This is a genomic window from Anaerovibrio sp., from assembly GCF_024697385.1.
GTDB lineage: Bacteria > Bacillota > Negativicutes > Selenomonadales > Selenomonadaceae > Anaerovibrio.
Window position 1 is genome coordinate 17067 of the sequence record NZ_JAILFV010000002.1, and the last position, 15062, is coordinate 32128.

Annotated in this window: 12 protein-coding genes and 1 tRNA gene; 5 read left to right on the forward strand and 8 right to left on the reverse strand. The window is 41.5% G+C overall.

Annotated elements, in window-relative coordinates:
* Positions 1-31 precede the first annotated feature (31 nt).
* From K6C05_RS00105 to pheA, 3 genes are all read right to left on the reverse strand, one after another.
* The gene (locus K6C05_RS00105) at positions 32-1684 is read right to left on the reverse strand and encodes an ATP-binding protein (RefSeq protein WP_296730191.1); all 1653 of its coding nucleotides are present in this window, start codon (positions 1682-1684) and stop codon (positions 32-34) included.
* Between the two features lie 37 nt (positions 1685-1721).
* Positions 1722-2753 carry a 3-deoxy-7-phosphoheptulonate synthase gene (gene aroF / locus K6C05_RS00110; protein WP_296730192.1) on the reverse strand — a complete coding sequence of 344 codons (1032 nt, stop codon included), beginning with the start codon at positions 2751-2753 and terminating at the stop codon, positions 1722-1724.
* A 233-nt stretch (positions 2754-2986) separates the two neighbouring features.
* A complete protein-coding gene (gene pheA / locus K6C05_RS00115) occupies positions 2987-3835 on the reverse strand; it encodes a prephenate dehydratase (RefSeq protein ID WP_296730193.1) in 849 nt (282 codons plus the stop codon).
* A 398-nt stretch (positions 3836-4233) separates the two neighbouring features.
* Here pheA and K6C05_RS00120 point away from each other — a divergent pair, with 398 nt between their 5' ends.
* The 4 genes from K6C05_RS00120 to K6C05_RS00135 are packed head-to-tail and all read left to right on the forward strand — an operon-like array spanning position 4234 to position 6933.
* On the forward strand, positions 4234-4434 hold the full coding sequence (locus K6C05_RS00120; protein ID WP_296730195.1) for a 4Fe-4S binding protein: 201 nt from the start codon (positions 4234-4236) through the stop codon (positions 4432-4434).
* Complete coding sequence (locus K6C05_RS00125) at positions 4431-5579, forward strand: 2-oxoacid:acceptor oxidoreductase subunit alpha (protein ID WP_296730197.1); 1149 nt, start codon at positions 4431-4433, stop codon at positions 5577-5579. Before K6C05_RS00120 ends, K6C05_RS00125 begins: the two co-directional genes overlap by 4 nt.
* The gene (locus K6C05_RS00130; RefSeq protein ID WP_296730198.1) at positions 5579-6403 is read left to right on the forward strand and encodes a 2-oxoacid:ferredoxin oxidoreductase subunit beta; all 825 of its coding nucleotides are present in this window, start codon (positions 5579-5581) and stop codon (positions 6401-6403) included. Before K6C05_RS00125 ends, K6C05_RS00130 begins: the two co-directional genes overlap by 1 nt.
* Positions 6400-6933, forward strand: coding sequence for a 2-oxoacid:acceptor oxidoreductase family protein (locus K6C05_RS00135; protein WP_296730199.1), 534 nt, complete (start codon positions 6400-6402; stop codon positions 6931-6933). Before K6C05_RS00130 ends, K6C05_RS00135 begins: the two co-directional genes overlap by 4 nt.
* A gap of 171 nt (positions 6934-7104) precedes the next feature.
* Here K6C05_RS00135 and K6C05_RS00140 read toward each other — a convergent pair whose 3' ends face one another.
* The 3 genes from K6C05_RS00140 to K6C05_RS00150 form a co-directional block, all read right to left on the reverse strand.
* The gene (locus K6C05_RS00140) at positions 7105-9162 is read right to left on the reverse strand and encodes a methyl-accepting chemotaxis protein (protein ID WP_296730200.1); all 2058 of its coding nucleotides are present in this window, start codon (positions 9160-9162) and stop codon (positions 7105-7107) included.
* Positions 9163-9317: 155 nt separating this feature from the next.
* Positions 9318-11225 carry a fructose-1,6-bisphosphatase gene (locus K6C05_RS00145; RefSeq protein WP_296730201.1) on the reverse strand — a complete coding sequence of 636 codons (1908 nt, stop codon included), beginning with the start codon at positions 11223-11225 and terminating at the stop codon, positions 9318-9320.
* A gap of 168 nt (positions 11226-11393) precedes the next feature.
* Positions 11394-12710 carry a flagellin gene (locus tag K6C05_RS00150; protein ID WP_296730202.1) on the reverse strand — a complete coding sequence of 439 codons (1317 nt, stop codon included), beginning with the start codon at positions 12708-12710 and terminating at the stop codon, positions 11394-11396.
* Positions 12711-13075: 365 nt separating this feature from the next.
* Here K6C05_RS00150 and K6C05_RS00155 point away from each other — a divergent pair, with 365 nt between their 5' ends.
* A complete protein-coding gene (locus K6C05_RS00155) occupies positions 13076-14167 on the forward strand; it encodes a DUF2939 domain-containing protein (RefSeq protein WP_296730203.1) in 1092 nt (363 codons plus the stop codon).
* 83 nt (positions 14168-14250) lie between these two features.
* On the opposite strand, the gene K6C05_RS00160 is transcribed toward K6C05_RS00155, so the two are convergent.
* The gene (locus tag K6C05_RS00160) at positions 14251-14862 is read right to left on the reverse strand and encodes a DedA family protein (protein WP_296730204.1); all 612 of its coding nucleotides are present in this window, start codon (positions 14860-14862) and stop codon (positions 14251-14253) included.
* Between the two features lie 62 nt (positions 14863-14924).
* Positions 14925-15000: transfer RNA gene (locus K6C05_RS00165), tRNA-Phe, on the reverse strand.
* Positions 15001-15062: the final 62 nt, after the last annotated feature.

The window sequence follows — 15062 nt, forward strand, 5'->3', positions numbered from 1 at the left end:
TTGCAAAAGCAAGCTGACATAGCCTCTGTTTTTATTTGTTGACAGTAAGTTTTCCCTGAAGAGCCTGCTGAATAATGCTGAACATAGCTTTTACATCAACCGGCTTGGTGATATGTGCATTCATGCCACATTCAAAGGATTTTCTTATATCCTCCTCAAAGGCATTGGCCGTAAGTGCCAGGATTGGTATTGTCTTGCAGTCTGATTTGCCTGATGCACGAATCTTGGAGGTAGCAGTGAGCCCGTCCATGTAAGGCATCCGCACATCCATCAGTATCAGGTCATATGTGCCCGGAGCATTTGACATATACTGGCTTAAGGCGTCCCTGCCATTTTCTGCCACATCCACAACCATACCTTTTTTGGTTAAAAGCTGCTTATCGATTTCAAGATTAATGGCATTATCGTCCGCCAAAAGTACCCGCTTGTCAATAAACAATTCCTGCTGCAAATCATCTTCCTTAGGCTGTGCCACTACGGCAATATCCAAGTCCACCTCAACCCTGAAGGTACTTCCCTGTCCTTTGGTGCTTTCGAACTCGATTTCGCCACCCATCTTTTTTACAATATGGTTACATATTGCTAAGCCAAGACCTGCACCACCATATATGCTGGTACTGTCATCATATTCCTGTTCAAAGGCCTCAAATACCTTGGATTTAAAGTGATCATCAATGCCTACGCCCGTATCCTTGACCTCAAATTCCAGAGACTGTCTGCCAATCTCCTCACCTATCAGCTTCACATTGAGTTCAACACTGCCAAATCTCTGGGTATATTTAACAGCATTTGACAGCAAATTGCGCAAAACCTGACTGAAGCGCTCTGCATCAAAGTTAAAGCTCTTTGCAATTCCTTCATCCACATTCAACTGGAAATTGATTTTTTTCGCATATGCATTGGCTCTTGCCTTCTCAGCCACCCCTTCAATAAACGGGCGGAAAAGTACAACATTCTCAGCCAGCTTAATATCATCATTTTCAATATGAGCAATATCCAAAACATCATCTATCATATCCAGCATCATTCTGGAAGACACATCAATTTTGTCGAAGCAATACTCCACATAGTCCTTTTCCTGAGTACGGCCTTTTCCCAATTCTGTCATACCGACAATTGAATTAAGTGGGGTCCGCAGCTCGTGACTCATGTGGAACAAAAACTTTGATTTTGCCTGGCTGGCCTCCTCAGCATGATGAAGGGCCCCCCGGAGAGCTTCCTGCATCTGGCTCTCTTCCCGAACTATATTGGTAAAATCATGCTGGGTAACCACCAAAACATCCCTTTCGTCAAGATCAAGATAATGCATGGAAATTTTCTTATATTGTAAATGAGGCATATTGGGAAGATCTACCCGATAAACGCCGGTAAACTCACCAAATTTATCCACAGTGTCAATAATATTAGGCAACTGAAACATCTTGCCACAAACAATACGGTCTTCTTCCACAAGATACTTCTGAATGACCTTATCTACCCCCTGATCATAATCCATGCTGAAGGATTTTTCATCAAGTTGAGGCTCCGCAAGCCATCTTACAATATGAAGCATATGTGTATCAATATCAATATAACCAACAAAATCGATTACATCCTGGAGAGCACTTTCAATGATACTATGCTCCTTGTCAATATTCAGTTCGCCGGACTTTACTTTTTTGTCATTTCTATTTTCCATATCCATTAACCTATCCTATCCTAACTCAAAATCATATCCTAACTCAAAGCTCACGAATGTATAGACCCGAATCCTGCATAAAGCCAGATAATGCTTTTATCCCCTTCATCACCTCCACATAATGTTCAGGAGTTAATGACTGCTGCCCATCAGACAGGGCCACAGCCGGATCCGGATGAACTTCCATCATAATCCCATCTGCTCCTGCAGCCACAGCAGCATAAGCCATAGGCTTTACCATACGCCACTTACCTGTCCCATGGCTGGGATCCACCACTATTGGTAAATGGGATAAATGCTTTATTGCAGCGACTGCGCTTAAATCCAACGTGTTTCTGGTATAGGATTCATAACTGCGTATGCCCCGCTCACAAAGTATTACCTTATTATTGCCCTCGTTAACTATATATTCAGCAGCACTCAGCCACTCCTCAATTGTAGCCGACATACCTCTCTTGAGTAAAACCGGCTTGTTCTGCCGGCCCAGCTCCTTTAATAGCCGGAAATGCTGCATATTTCTCGCTCCCACCTGGAGCACATCTACATACTCAGCTACCTTCTTCACATTTTCCACTTCGGTAACCTCGGATATAATCTTCAAACCTGTTCGTTCTCTTGCATCAGCCAGATACTTCAGCCCAAGCTCCTCCAGGCCCTGAAATGAGTACGGGGATGTTCTGGGCTTATATGCCCCTCCCCTGAGGAATTGTGCTCCACCGGCTTTTATTATTTCAGCGCTGGCCATAATCTGTTCCTTGGATTCCACTGCACAGGGCCCAGCCATAACCACCACATTTCCATTTCCAATCTTGATGCCATCAACATCTATTACAGTAGATTCAGGATGAAATTCCCTGCTGACCAAGGTGTAATTCTTGGATATGTTGACTGTCTTTTCAACCCCTTTCAGGGATTCAACATCCAGACAGCACATTTTTTCCTTGTCACCAATAACACCAATTATTTTTTGTGCAGCTCCCTGCATCACCTTGGCAGAAAGGCCATTGGCTTCTACTGCTTCCATGACTCTTTGTATACTGTTTTCATCTGCATCTGAACGCATGATTATAACCATAAAACCCTCACATCAGCTAACAAAAGAAATCGGCTGATTAATTATCTTCTTTAGCACTTAAACGATTATAACGCCATTGTCCAAATTTTTCTTTTAAAAAAGAAAACTCTTCCAATTAGCGTTTCCCCTAAAGAGACTAACTGCGTGTCTCAACGAGGTGGGAAATATGTTCACCACCTGTTAAAGCTTGTCCCCTCCACCTATAGAGGAAGGGGACATCTTACACCGAGTTATTACTTGTTATCCGAAAAAACTACCGGAAAACGCCCTGGATTTCTGAGCCATATACTTTTTCGACGAATAGCCTGTATGGCTGCATCCAAATTAACCGTCCTGGCAGGAACATCCACATCAAAAAAGAAAATGTATTCCCCCAGTCCGGTACGGGCAGGTCTGGATTCGATACGGGTCATATTAACATCCCGTGTTGCCATTTCCAGCAATACCTCACACAACCGGCCTGCATCCTTGCCATCAATCTGACATATAATGAGGGATTTTGTCCTAGGCCAGTCAGTCGTAAGATCATTACGGGACAACTGATAAAATCTGGTGGAATTATTGGCATGATCCTCTATGTTCTCAGCCAATACTGTTAAGCCATTCATTTGCCCCGCCCGCTTGGTACATATTGCAGCCCAGCCACTTTTGTCCGGGCTTTCAGCGACCTGCTGGGCAGCAGCTGCTGAGCTTGCTACCGCATCCAACTCGGCATCAGGATAATTATTCATCAAAAAATCCCGACATTGAGCCAAGGGTTGGGCATGGGATAAAATTTTGGTAACACCGGCAGAGGTATCCTTCACCATCAGGTGATTATGAACCCCCCATATCAATTCACATACCACCTTAAGCTTATCACTATTTGCCAATATATCCAAGGTTATATTAATCGAACCTTCTATGGAATTTTCTACAGGAACCAGGCAGGTATCTACCTTGCCAAGCTCTACAGCACGAATAGCGGAATATATATTAGGAAAGGGTACCAGTTGGCATTGCTCCGGCAGCTGATCATTTAAATAAATTGCCGCTGCCTCACTATGAGTACCTGCAGGCCCTAAAAATCCTAATGTTTTCACTTACAAATCACCTATCTATACAAATATATTCTTTATCCTGTTGGATAACAATCAGCTGCGTCAAAGGTTGTTACCGGAGCATAAGCACCGTACTACCTGTAAACTATCGGACTATATATATATTCATCTATACTTATTGTCCCACTCAATTATATAATAATTATTCTCTATCATCAATTAAGTTACAAAGTAAATGCTTCATTGATTGACTTTTTATAAATAAATTGTTATATTAACTATATTGTTTTAATCATATAAAATATTATGCCAAATTAAAAATTATACATAATACATTTAGTCTACATGTTATATATTTGGTATAATTTTATGTGACGATATGCGGCATGATTATTTCAAATTTTGCCGGCCATTTTCATAGACAATGGGAGAGTGATAAAATGAATTCCGAGATTACCATCAAGCTGCCTAGGTGTAAAGGCTGTGGAATTTGCGTTGCTTTTTGCCCCAAAAAGGTCCTTGCTGTAGATGAGCTGGGCAAGGTAATGGTTGTTGAGGCAAATTCCTGCATTGGCTGTGGTCAGTGCGAATTAAGATGTCCTGATTATGCAATTTTTGTAGATAAGAAGGTGGAAGCATGAATAAAGCTAGGTTGATGCAGGGAAATGAAGCATGTGTAGAAGGTGCATTGGCAGCAGGTGTTCGTTTTTTTGGCGGATATCCAATTACGCCTTCCACAGAAATAGCCGAAGGCATGGCAAAACTCTTGCCAGGTGTTGGCGGTAAATTCATCCAGATGGAGGATGAAATTGCCAGCATGGGTGTTGTATTAGGTGCATCCCTGGCCGGGAAAAAGGCACTCACTGCCTCATCCGGCCCTGGTATTTCACTCAAACAGGAATTAATTGGCTATGCAGCAGCCGCCGAAATACCTGTTGTCGTAGTCAATGTACAGCGTGTAGGTCCGTCTACCGGCCAGCCTACTGCCCCATCCCAGGGTGATGTGATGCAGGCACGGTGGGGAACTCATGGTGATCATCCAATGATTGCCTTGTCCCCATGGAGCGTACGGGAAGCCTTTGATACTGCTGTTATGGCAGTAAACTATTCCGAACGGTTCCGTACCCCGGTAATACTTCTGATGGATGAAATTGTCGGCCATCTTAGGGAAAAAGTAGAACTTCCTGATGAAGCATCCCTGGATATATACCCACGCCGAAAACCTAACTGCACACGAAAAGATGGTTATCAGCCATTTACACCGGCAAATGACCTGGTACCAAATGTAGCCAATTTTGGTGAAGGCTATCACATTCATGTAACAGGGCTTATTCATGATGATACCGGATTTCCAGTAGGCAGTCCTAAAATTACCCGTGAGGTTACCGAGCGGTTGCACAAAAAAATAGAAATTGCACGGGACGAAATCACTCATGTTGAAGAGTATTTCATGGATGATGCAGAATATGCCGTAATAGCCTTTGGTGGTACTGCCCGTACAGCCTATGAGGCAGTTGCCAATGCCCGCAAAAATGGTATAAAAGTCGGTATGCTCCGCTTAATTACCATATGGCCATTTGCCGATGCAGCCATCAATAAAATTGCAGATAAAGTAAAGGGCATTTTAGTTACTGAACTGAATTATGGTCAGCTTATTGGTGAAGTGGAACGCGTTGTAGCAGGACGCTGCCCTGTGGAGCTTTGTGCTAAATATGATATGACTATATTCGAGCCATCAGAAATAGAATCCGCTATAAATGAGCTTGTTACAGGAGGTAAGGCATAATGGAAAGATCTTTTGAAAAATATTTTCGCCAGAATCGCCTGCCACACCTCTGGTGTCCAGGCTGTGGCAACGGTATTGTAATGAAAGCTATTGTTCAGGCCATTGAAAAAAAGGGCCTTGATCAGGATAAAACCATTATCGTATCCGGAATCGGATGCTCCTCCAGAGCATCCGGATATATGGATTTTGATACCCTGCATACGGCCCATGGTCGTGCAATTCCATTCGCTACAGGAATAAAACTGGCCAACCCGGAACTCAATGTCATTGTTATCACAGGAGACGGCGATTGCACTGCCATCGGGGGCAATCACTTTATTCATGGTTGCCGCCGCAATGTAGATTTGACTGTTATACTTTTCAATAACAGCATTTATGGAATGACAGGCGGTCAGGCCTCCCCTATGACACCAACGCACAAAAAAGCCACCACAGCACCTTATGGTGCCATTGACAGGAACTTTGATGCCTGCCGTCTGGCCGAAGCTGCTGGTGCTACTTATGTATCACGCTCTACTGCTTATCATGTCCAGCACCTGACAGACATGATTGCTGGTGGTATCGACAACAAGGGCTTCTCATTCATTGAGGCCATTTGTCAGTGTCCGACCTCCTATGGCCGTAAAAATAAAATGGCTGATCCTGCAAAAATGATGATGTGGATGCGGGATAATGCCGTTATGAAAGCTGCCTGGGACAAGCTGCCTGCTGAAAAGAAAACCGAAGAAAAATTCCCTATTGGGGTATTCTACAATGAAAGCGAAACGGATTATGCCTCTGCATATGATGAGGTTATCCAATTGGCAGGAGGTGCTGACAAATGAGAAAACAGCTTAGATTGTCCGGCTCCGGCGGACAGGGGGTAATCACTGCTGCTATTATTTTTGCGGAAGCAGCAGTTGCGGAAGGTATGGAGGCTGTACAGTCACAATCCTACGGGCCGGAAGCGCGGGGTGGCGCTTCTAAATCCGAGGTCATCATTGATGATCAGCCGATATATCATCCTCATGTGGAGACACCTGATGTCGTGTTAGCAATGACTCAAAAGGCTGCTGACAAATATTACACAGATCTGAATTCTGATGGCATATTGATTCTTGACACGGATTTGGTTCCTGAACCACCAAAATTCCCAAATATTATCAAAATTCCAATTACAAAACTAGCAGTAGAAGATATTGGAAAAGCTCTTTTTGCCAATATAGTTGCCTTGGGAGCACTGGTCAAGGTAACAGACATTGTAAGTTTGGATGCCATCAAAAAAGCTGTAGCCAATCGCGTACCACCACATACTGTTGAACAAAATATGAAGGCATTACAGGTTGGTTGGGACGCTGTTTCCAAGAGCATGTAAATTATCAAATATCACCTAAAAAAGAGGGGGGAGCTTATGCTCTCCCCTTTATCATTAGCCAAAAATATCCATAACGTAAAAATAAAAGCTCTCCCCCTGGAGCAAAATCCCCCAGGAAGAGAGCCTATAACGCCACCGTATTTAATGGAAGGCTAACTGTATCACTGGATATTACAATTTGAACTGTGAAATGAGCTTCTGCAAATCCTGTGCCAATTCGGCCAGATTCTGTGAAGCTGCAGTAACATCAACCTGGGAGCTTTGCTGTCCCTTGATGGAATCAGAGATAATCTCAGTCTCATGATTGTTTTTGGCAGCAATATCCTTCAAATCTTCAGAGGACCTGAGCACATCATCATTTCCTTGTGAAATTTCCCGCATATGCCTGGAAACGCCGACCATACCATCGGAAACCTTCTGAATGTGATTTACCAAATCTTCGAACAGGTGGCTGGTCTTATCTATAGCCTCAGTTCCCTTGGCAACCTCTTCACTGCTGCTGGTCATGCCTGCTACGGCCTTATCGGTAAATACACCTGAGGTATTGATTAACTGAGCTACATTCTCAGCCGCCTCCTGGGACTGCTCTGCCAATTTACGGACCTCTTCAGCAACTACCGCAAATCCTCTGCCCTGTTCACCTGCACGGGCAGCCTCTATAGCTGCGTTCAATGCCAACAGATTCGTCTGTCCGGCAATACCGGAAATTGTATCTACAATCTGCCTGATTTCCTGTGAATGTTCACCCAGCTTAACAATTGCTTCCTGGGCCTCGGAAATACGCTGTCTGATAATGTGCATCTGCTGAGTAGCCTGATCCATAGATGCTTTATTATCCTGCATGGCTTTTATACTCTGATCCGTAGCCTGTTGTGTACCTTCAACTACCAGATTAACATCATTAATGGATTCACCAATGTGATTAATCTTATCTACTGATGACAAAACAGCATCTTCCTGCATCTTGGAGCCATCGGACACCTCATTCACAGAAGATACTATACTATCAAGGCTCTTAGCCGATTGATCAGAGGTAGCAAACAACTCTTCACTGGCAGCAGAAACCTGCTGTGCCATATTATCAACTTCGACTATAATCCCCCGGATTGACTTGGCCATATCTGCCAGACTGTTGGACAGCTTGCCCATCTCATCCTCATGGTCAATAGAAAGATCGACATTCAGATTGCCCTGTGCCATTTCATGGGCAGCAGCCATTAATTTACGAATTGGTGCATCAATACGCTTGTTGAAAATTACCAGCATAGTTACACACAACAGAATGATTACTATTACGGAAATTATAACGCTTATCAGCATAGCCCGGGTAATTGCGCCACTATAATCAGATTTAGGTGCAACTGCTACCAGTCTCATGCCGGTATTGCCAATTGGTGCAACAGAAATATATGAATCTTCGCCAAAAGCCGTACTTTCACAATCCCTGACTGCACTTTCCGGAGTTACCTCCATAATCTGCCTACCGATAGTTGCCATATCAGGATTAGAACTTTCCTGAATCTTATCCTTCATGTTAAGATCAGCATCCTTATATGCAACCATAAGACCTGACTGAGTAACTATAAATGCAAATCCATTATCGCCAATCTTTATGTCCCTTACATAATCCTCCAGCTCTTTTAAGCCAATATCTACAGTGATAACACCTACAGTGGCACCACCATGCTTAATTGGGAATGAGCTGGTCATCATTGAAGTATCTGTTACAGGGTCATATGCCGGTTCATCCCAGAAAACCTTATCAGCACCCTTGATACTTGCTACATACCACGCAAACTGCGGATAATTATATGCTTCATTACTGTAATCCATAGTCAGGTCAAGAGAACCATTATCCCCCTTGAAAATATATGGACCAAACCATTTTTCGCCACCTGGATACGCATTAGGTGCAAACCAAAGTCCACTACCAAAAATAATCGGATCCGAAGCCACAAAATTTCTCATATAAGAATATGTAAGCTCGATATCATAATTTGCCATTGATGACAGCAGCCGTCCCAAGGACTCCGTCTTGCCGGCAACATTTGTCATGCGTTTGTCAACAACATCAGCATCAAATGCAGCTCTCTCCTGCAAGGTGCTTTTGACTCCGGACTCCATACTACTGGATACATTACTGGTGTTAACCACAGTCAAAATCCCCAGCAATATGACTGTTACCGCAACTATGCTGACTACAAACATAGTTTTTAAACTTTTATTCATGTATAGCCCTCCTTAACTAATAACACTTAAAATTAAGTCTACATAGTTAAAATTTTTTATTATATGTTATAAATTATAACATATACACTAAAAATAATCTGCTATATTTTTTTACCAACAAATCATTAAAAGAGTATATATTAACTTACAAAAGCTCAGTCCTGTGGCTTTAATACCCCATTTTGATAAGCCGTGAGCAAATTATACAGATCTGTTATTTCTTCCTGAATAATCTTACCTTCATCTGTATCTCCCACACTGGTATTTTTGGACTGTAATTCAATTGTTTCAGAAACCGATTCTATATCCTTATTGTTCTTCAAGGCTTCCTTAACATCAGCTACAGTCTGATGCTCCAAAAGTCTCAGGCCACGGGAATTTGATATAAGCGTATATCCCGAAATACCAGTTTTATTATGATATGCCCTGCAGAATCCGCCATCAATTACTATGGCCTTGCCATTGGCTTTAACAGGAGTTTCACCCTTTTTAACCTTTACAGGAACATGCCCATTTATTATGTGGCCCTCCTCAGGAGCAAGACCAAACTCTTCCAGAATATGCTCGCAGACCTCTTCACGATTAATCAGCTTATAATATGGATCAGCCGGCTCCTTCCAGGTCTCTTCGTCCTCCAGGAACATCCTTTCAAAGGTCCTGAATTCCCTTCCGGATATTGGTGACATTCTGCCACTCCACAAAAACCACATAAAATCCAGTGCCCTCTGATCCTTGCCGGACTGTGCCTTTCTGGCCAACTGATCAACAAAATCCAGATATGCCCGGCCTTTATAGGTCTTTCCGTCAAATGTAATTTCTGCAAAGGAACCATCCTCATTCAAAGGTACACAACCATGAAAAAGAAGATTGCCATTAAAGCATGTATACACACTGCCGTGCTTATACAGGAAATCAACATGCCGTCTCAAGTTTTCACTTTCAGTGAAGAATGACTTCAGATGGGTCATGATAGTTTGTTCTTCCTCAGTCAGCTCATAAGGATTTTTAGGATCTATCGTAGGAAAATATGCACTTGTCAGAGCATATTTCTTGCCGTTTAACTTAAAACAGGAGGAATTATAGTCCACATGCTCCAGCATTAACCGGTTATCCATCTGGAAATCAGGATTGCGCTTAATAAGCTGTCCCTCCAGTTTGAACATAATCATCGACATGGCCTTTTCAGATGCCTTCAAAGGACTCTCATCCGGATATATTCTGTGGGCAAACAGGGATAAAGGCCTCAGGCTTATGGCATAACCTTTTTCCAGTACATCGGTATTATTATAACGAAGACTGTTCCTTACTACACCAGCTATACAAACATCGCTTCCACAGGCTGCGCCCATCCACATTACATCATGATTTCCCCATTGAATGTCAATGGAATGATAATTCATTACCATTTCCATAATGGCATCGGGACGATTTCCCCTGTCAAAGAAATCACCCACTATATGCATATGGTCAACTGCCAAACGCTTAATCAGCATCGTTAATGCAATAATAAAATCAGTTGCTCCATCTATCTGAACAATCATGTTCAGCAATCTCTTATGATAGATAAACTGGGCATGGTCTGCCTCAGGATGTGTATTCATAAGCTCTGTAATAACTGTTCGGTAGCTCTGGGGAATAAAGCTTCTAACCTTGGCCAAAGGATATTTATATGACATTAATTTGGTAACTTCCAATAATCTGGCCAGATTTTCCCTATACCATTCAGGAGTATTTCCCCGTTCAGATTTAATCTGCTCTATTTTATCCTTTGGATAATAAATCAGGGTGCAAAATTCCGCTTTTTCATCATCTGTCAGGCGTGCACCAAATACATAGTCAACCTTCTCCTTGATAACTCCTGAACAGTTATTGAATATATGATAAAAAAGTTCATATTCACCGTGAAGGTCACTTAAAAAATGTTCAACGCCTTTTGGCAGACTCAAACTGGCCTGCAAATGAATTAATTTGGAATAAACCGCTTCTTTGGTCGGATATTTTTCGGCCAATAAGCGCAGGTATCTCTGTTTTTGTTTTTGTAAGCTGGTTAATGGTGCTTTCATTGCCAAAGAGCCTCTTTCTTCCATTATCAAGATTTTACTTCAATAAATACTATAACCTATATTATTAAATTCTATAAAAAAACCTTTTTTCCTTTAAAAAAACAATAATGCAACAAAAAAGGGTAAGCAAAACAAAATAGTTCTGTTTACCCTTAAAAGTACTGACAATTACCGTAACAGATTCAGGAACCAGCCTGAATTACTGTTTGCCTGTGCCAACATTGCCTGAGCAGCCTGCATCTGGATGTTATTACTTGTATATTCAGTAATGGCTTTGGCCATATCTGCACCAATAATTGTGGTCATGGCAGAAGTTACATTTTCCTGTTGGGTAGTGATATTGCTCTGGGTGTACGACAACCTTGATTGCATTGCCCCCACGGTAGTCTGCTGTGACAGCAATCTTTCTATTGCATTATCTATAACATTAATGGCCGCATTGGCATGCTCCTGGGTGGAAACACTGAGATATGAGCCATCAGAACCCTGAAGGCCCAAGGCTCTTGCGCTCATATCACCAAGTCCGACATGCATGTTTTGACTGGCATGCGTACCTGTATGCAATACTAAGGAATTATCCTCTCTCTTATCTGCACCAACTATGGATTCAGTAAAATCATCCAGTACACTGTCTACAGATTTTTTTTCATTCCCTGAAGAATCTGTTATGGAAATGGTGAACCCGGCTATCGAACCAGCTTTGCCTGATTCTGCTGTCTTAACAGTGATTGCATTCTTTTCGTCAACCGTATGAAGCTCCTTACCAGTTGTATCCTGGCCTATTAAGGAGGTGGCTGTATCCATGGATGAGGTATCAAAAACTGTACCGGCACCGGCTTCATTTGCCTTATTAAATATATCAGCCAATGTAGCCTCCCCGGCAGCAAAGGAAGTAGAATAAGTCTTGCCATCCTTTACAAAGGATATATTCACTGTATCTGTAGCATCAATATTAAGATTATCTCCCTGCCTACGGGTAAGATCTGTGAGCTTGGTTGCTCCGGTAGTATCCAGTCCAAGGCTTCTGTTAGTATACGCCTGGTTTGTGGCCTCAGTAGCAGTGCTGTTGGTACCATTCAACAGATACTTCCCATTATAAGTAACCAAAGCATTATCATTGATCTGATCAATATACTGATTGAGTTCCTGCTGAATCGCAGCTCTATCGCTATCCTTTGCCGTATCATTGGCAGCAGCAATAGCTTTTTCCTTGAGTGTCTGCAATATATCCAAAGTACTGGACATTGCACCATTGGCTACATTAAGCATACTATTCCCCGTCTGAACATTGGACAGTGTCTGTTCCAGAGAACCGATTTCAACACTCATCCTCTTTCCAATAGCATACCCTGAAGCATCGTCTTTAGGGGAATTAATTTTATTGCCTGTAGCAACCTGATTAAGACTTTTGGCAGCCGCAGCATACTTACTATTCATTATATTCAGAATAGATAATTGTTGGGCATAAGAACTTATCGTCGCCATAGTATTACCTCCCTGTTTATAAAACATATAACATCCGTGTCAAAAAAAGACATACTTCCTCTTAATTATATTATCGATTATTTTTAGATTAAATTAAATATAAAAAAAATTTTTAAATTTTTTATGACGCGAATTTATAGTATAATGTAACCTGTAGTGTTCAAAACTCACTTTTTAAATATTTTTCTGACTGATAAACGGCAGATACACTATATATTATATAATAATTTATCCGATGTTAACAGGTGCCAAGATTCCATGAAGAAATTCCGATGATTTTTTACATCATTGACTAATTCCTTTGAATTAGTGGGATTATATTTTCTTGCATCTTGTTATACCCCGATAGAGAGGAACATCATAAAATGAACGATATCAACTGGCAGGAAATGTTGAAACGAGGCCATAAACAAACCAAGCTTCAACGAATAATAGGTATCATAGCACTCGCAATTATATTAGGCTTCGCCATGTGGCATTTTTTTTATGCTTCAACACCTGAATATGCTCTTAATCAATTGGAGAAAGCAATCCAGACCAATGATCAGGCATTATTCGAAGAATACTGCAACCTGGACAGTATTACGGCTAAAGCATACGATGATCTGACACGGGATATGTTTGCCCATGACAGTCATCTTTCCAATGAAACCAAGGTGATGTTTGAAAGGTTTTATATGAAAATAAAACCTCAGCTGATAACTGAAACAAATAAACTGCTGTTATCTTACATCTCATCCGGGAAATGGAATGCACCAACCAATAATAATATTTTAAAAGGCCGACAGCTGGGAATTGACTATGAATACCTCGTAGAGCGTTCCCAATTACGAAATACCACCCTGATAAAGGTGGACAATATCACACGCCATAACAATGATGCGATTGTTAAAATTATTGTAAGGGATAAATATACTGACACAAATTATACCTTGAATCTGGTAATGGCCAAGAGTGACGGAAGCTGGAAAATTGTTGAAATCCAAAATTATCGGGACTATATAGATTTTTTAAGTCCTATTCAGGAATCCGGCATCAAAAAATATATTAATGATACATCTGATATTACCCAAAAATACAACTCTATTCTGGATGCACAACAGACAAGATTCAAAAAACTGAGTAAAACCAGTGATGGAAAGCTTACAACAAATAATCGCAGCAAATTGGTTTCCTATATCCGTTCGGATATAATTCCGGCACTTGAAAAAAGACAGGAAGAATTAAATGAGTTCCCTGTAAACGACGGAGCCCAATATCTTGCCCTTCAACGGAAGGAATCCACTCGGTTATCTGTTGCTGCCTGGGAGCATTTCATTACAGCACTGGAGACTGACAGCCCTGAAGAATTCAATATCAGCAACGCATTTCATAAGGATGCAATGAATATCGATCACAGAATAGATGACATTATTAAAAATACAGCCATCAGCACTGAACTGCCATCAACACCTTAAAACAGTGATTCAAACATAAAATATCAAAGACCTCCATACTCCGAAAGCACCGGAATATGGAGGTCTGTTTTTGCAATACAAAATTAATTCAGTTTATTTTTCTTTTTTCTTCTATATCTGAGATAAAGTACGGCCACAACCACCACGAGTATTATACAAAAAATAATACTGATTTCATGCCCAACCTCCATCATAACTCTCCAGCCTTCACCAAGAGTATATCCAATAGCTAAAATCAATATTGTCCAAGGTAAAGAACCAATAAAAGTATAAAAGAAGAATTTTCTCATATTTACATGTGCAAATCCTGCAGGAAGCGAAATAAATGTGCGGACAACCGGAAGCATGCGACTGAAGAAAACAGCTTTAATACCATACTTATCAAACCACTCCTGGGCGATATCCACATGAGAGGCCTTTACAAAGAAATATTTTCCATATTTATCAACAAATGGCCTTCCACCAAGATGCCCAACATAATAAGCAAAAACTGATCCCAGCATACCACCAATCATACCTGCTGTTGTAGCCATGAGAAAAGTCATTCTGTCAATATATATCATGTAACCTGCAAAGCCCAAGATCAATTCGCTTGGAATAGGAATACAGGCATTCTCGAACCCCATTAAAAGTGCAACTGCAAAATAACCCCAAGTGTCAATAAACTGTAAAAAAACATCTGCAAATTGTGACATGCCAACATCCTTCCGTTAAGCAAGATACAAAAAAAGAGTCCCTTTGGACTCACTAGCACAAATGGTGCCTCAGAGCGGAATCGAACCACTGACACGGGGATTTTCAGTCCCCTGCTCTACCAACTGAGCTACCGAGGCATAATGGCGACCCGAAGGGGACTTGAACCCCTGACCTCCGCCGTGACAGGGCGGCATTCTAA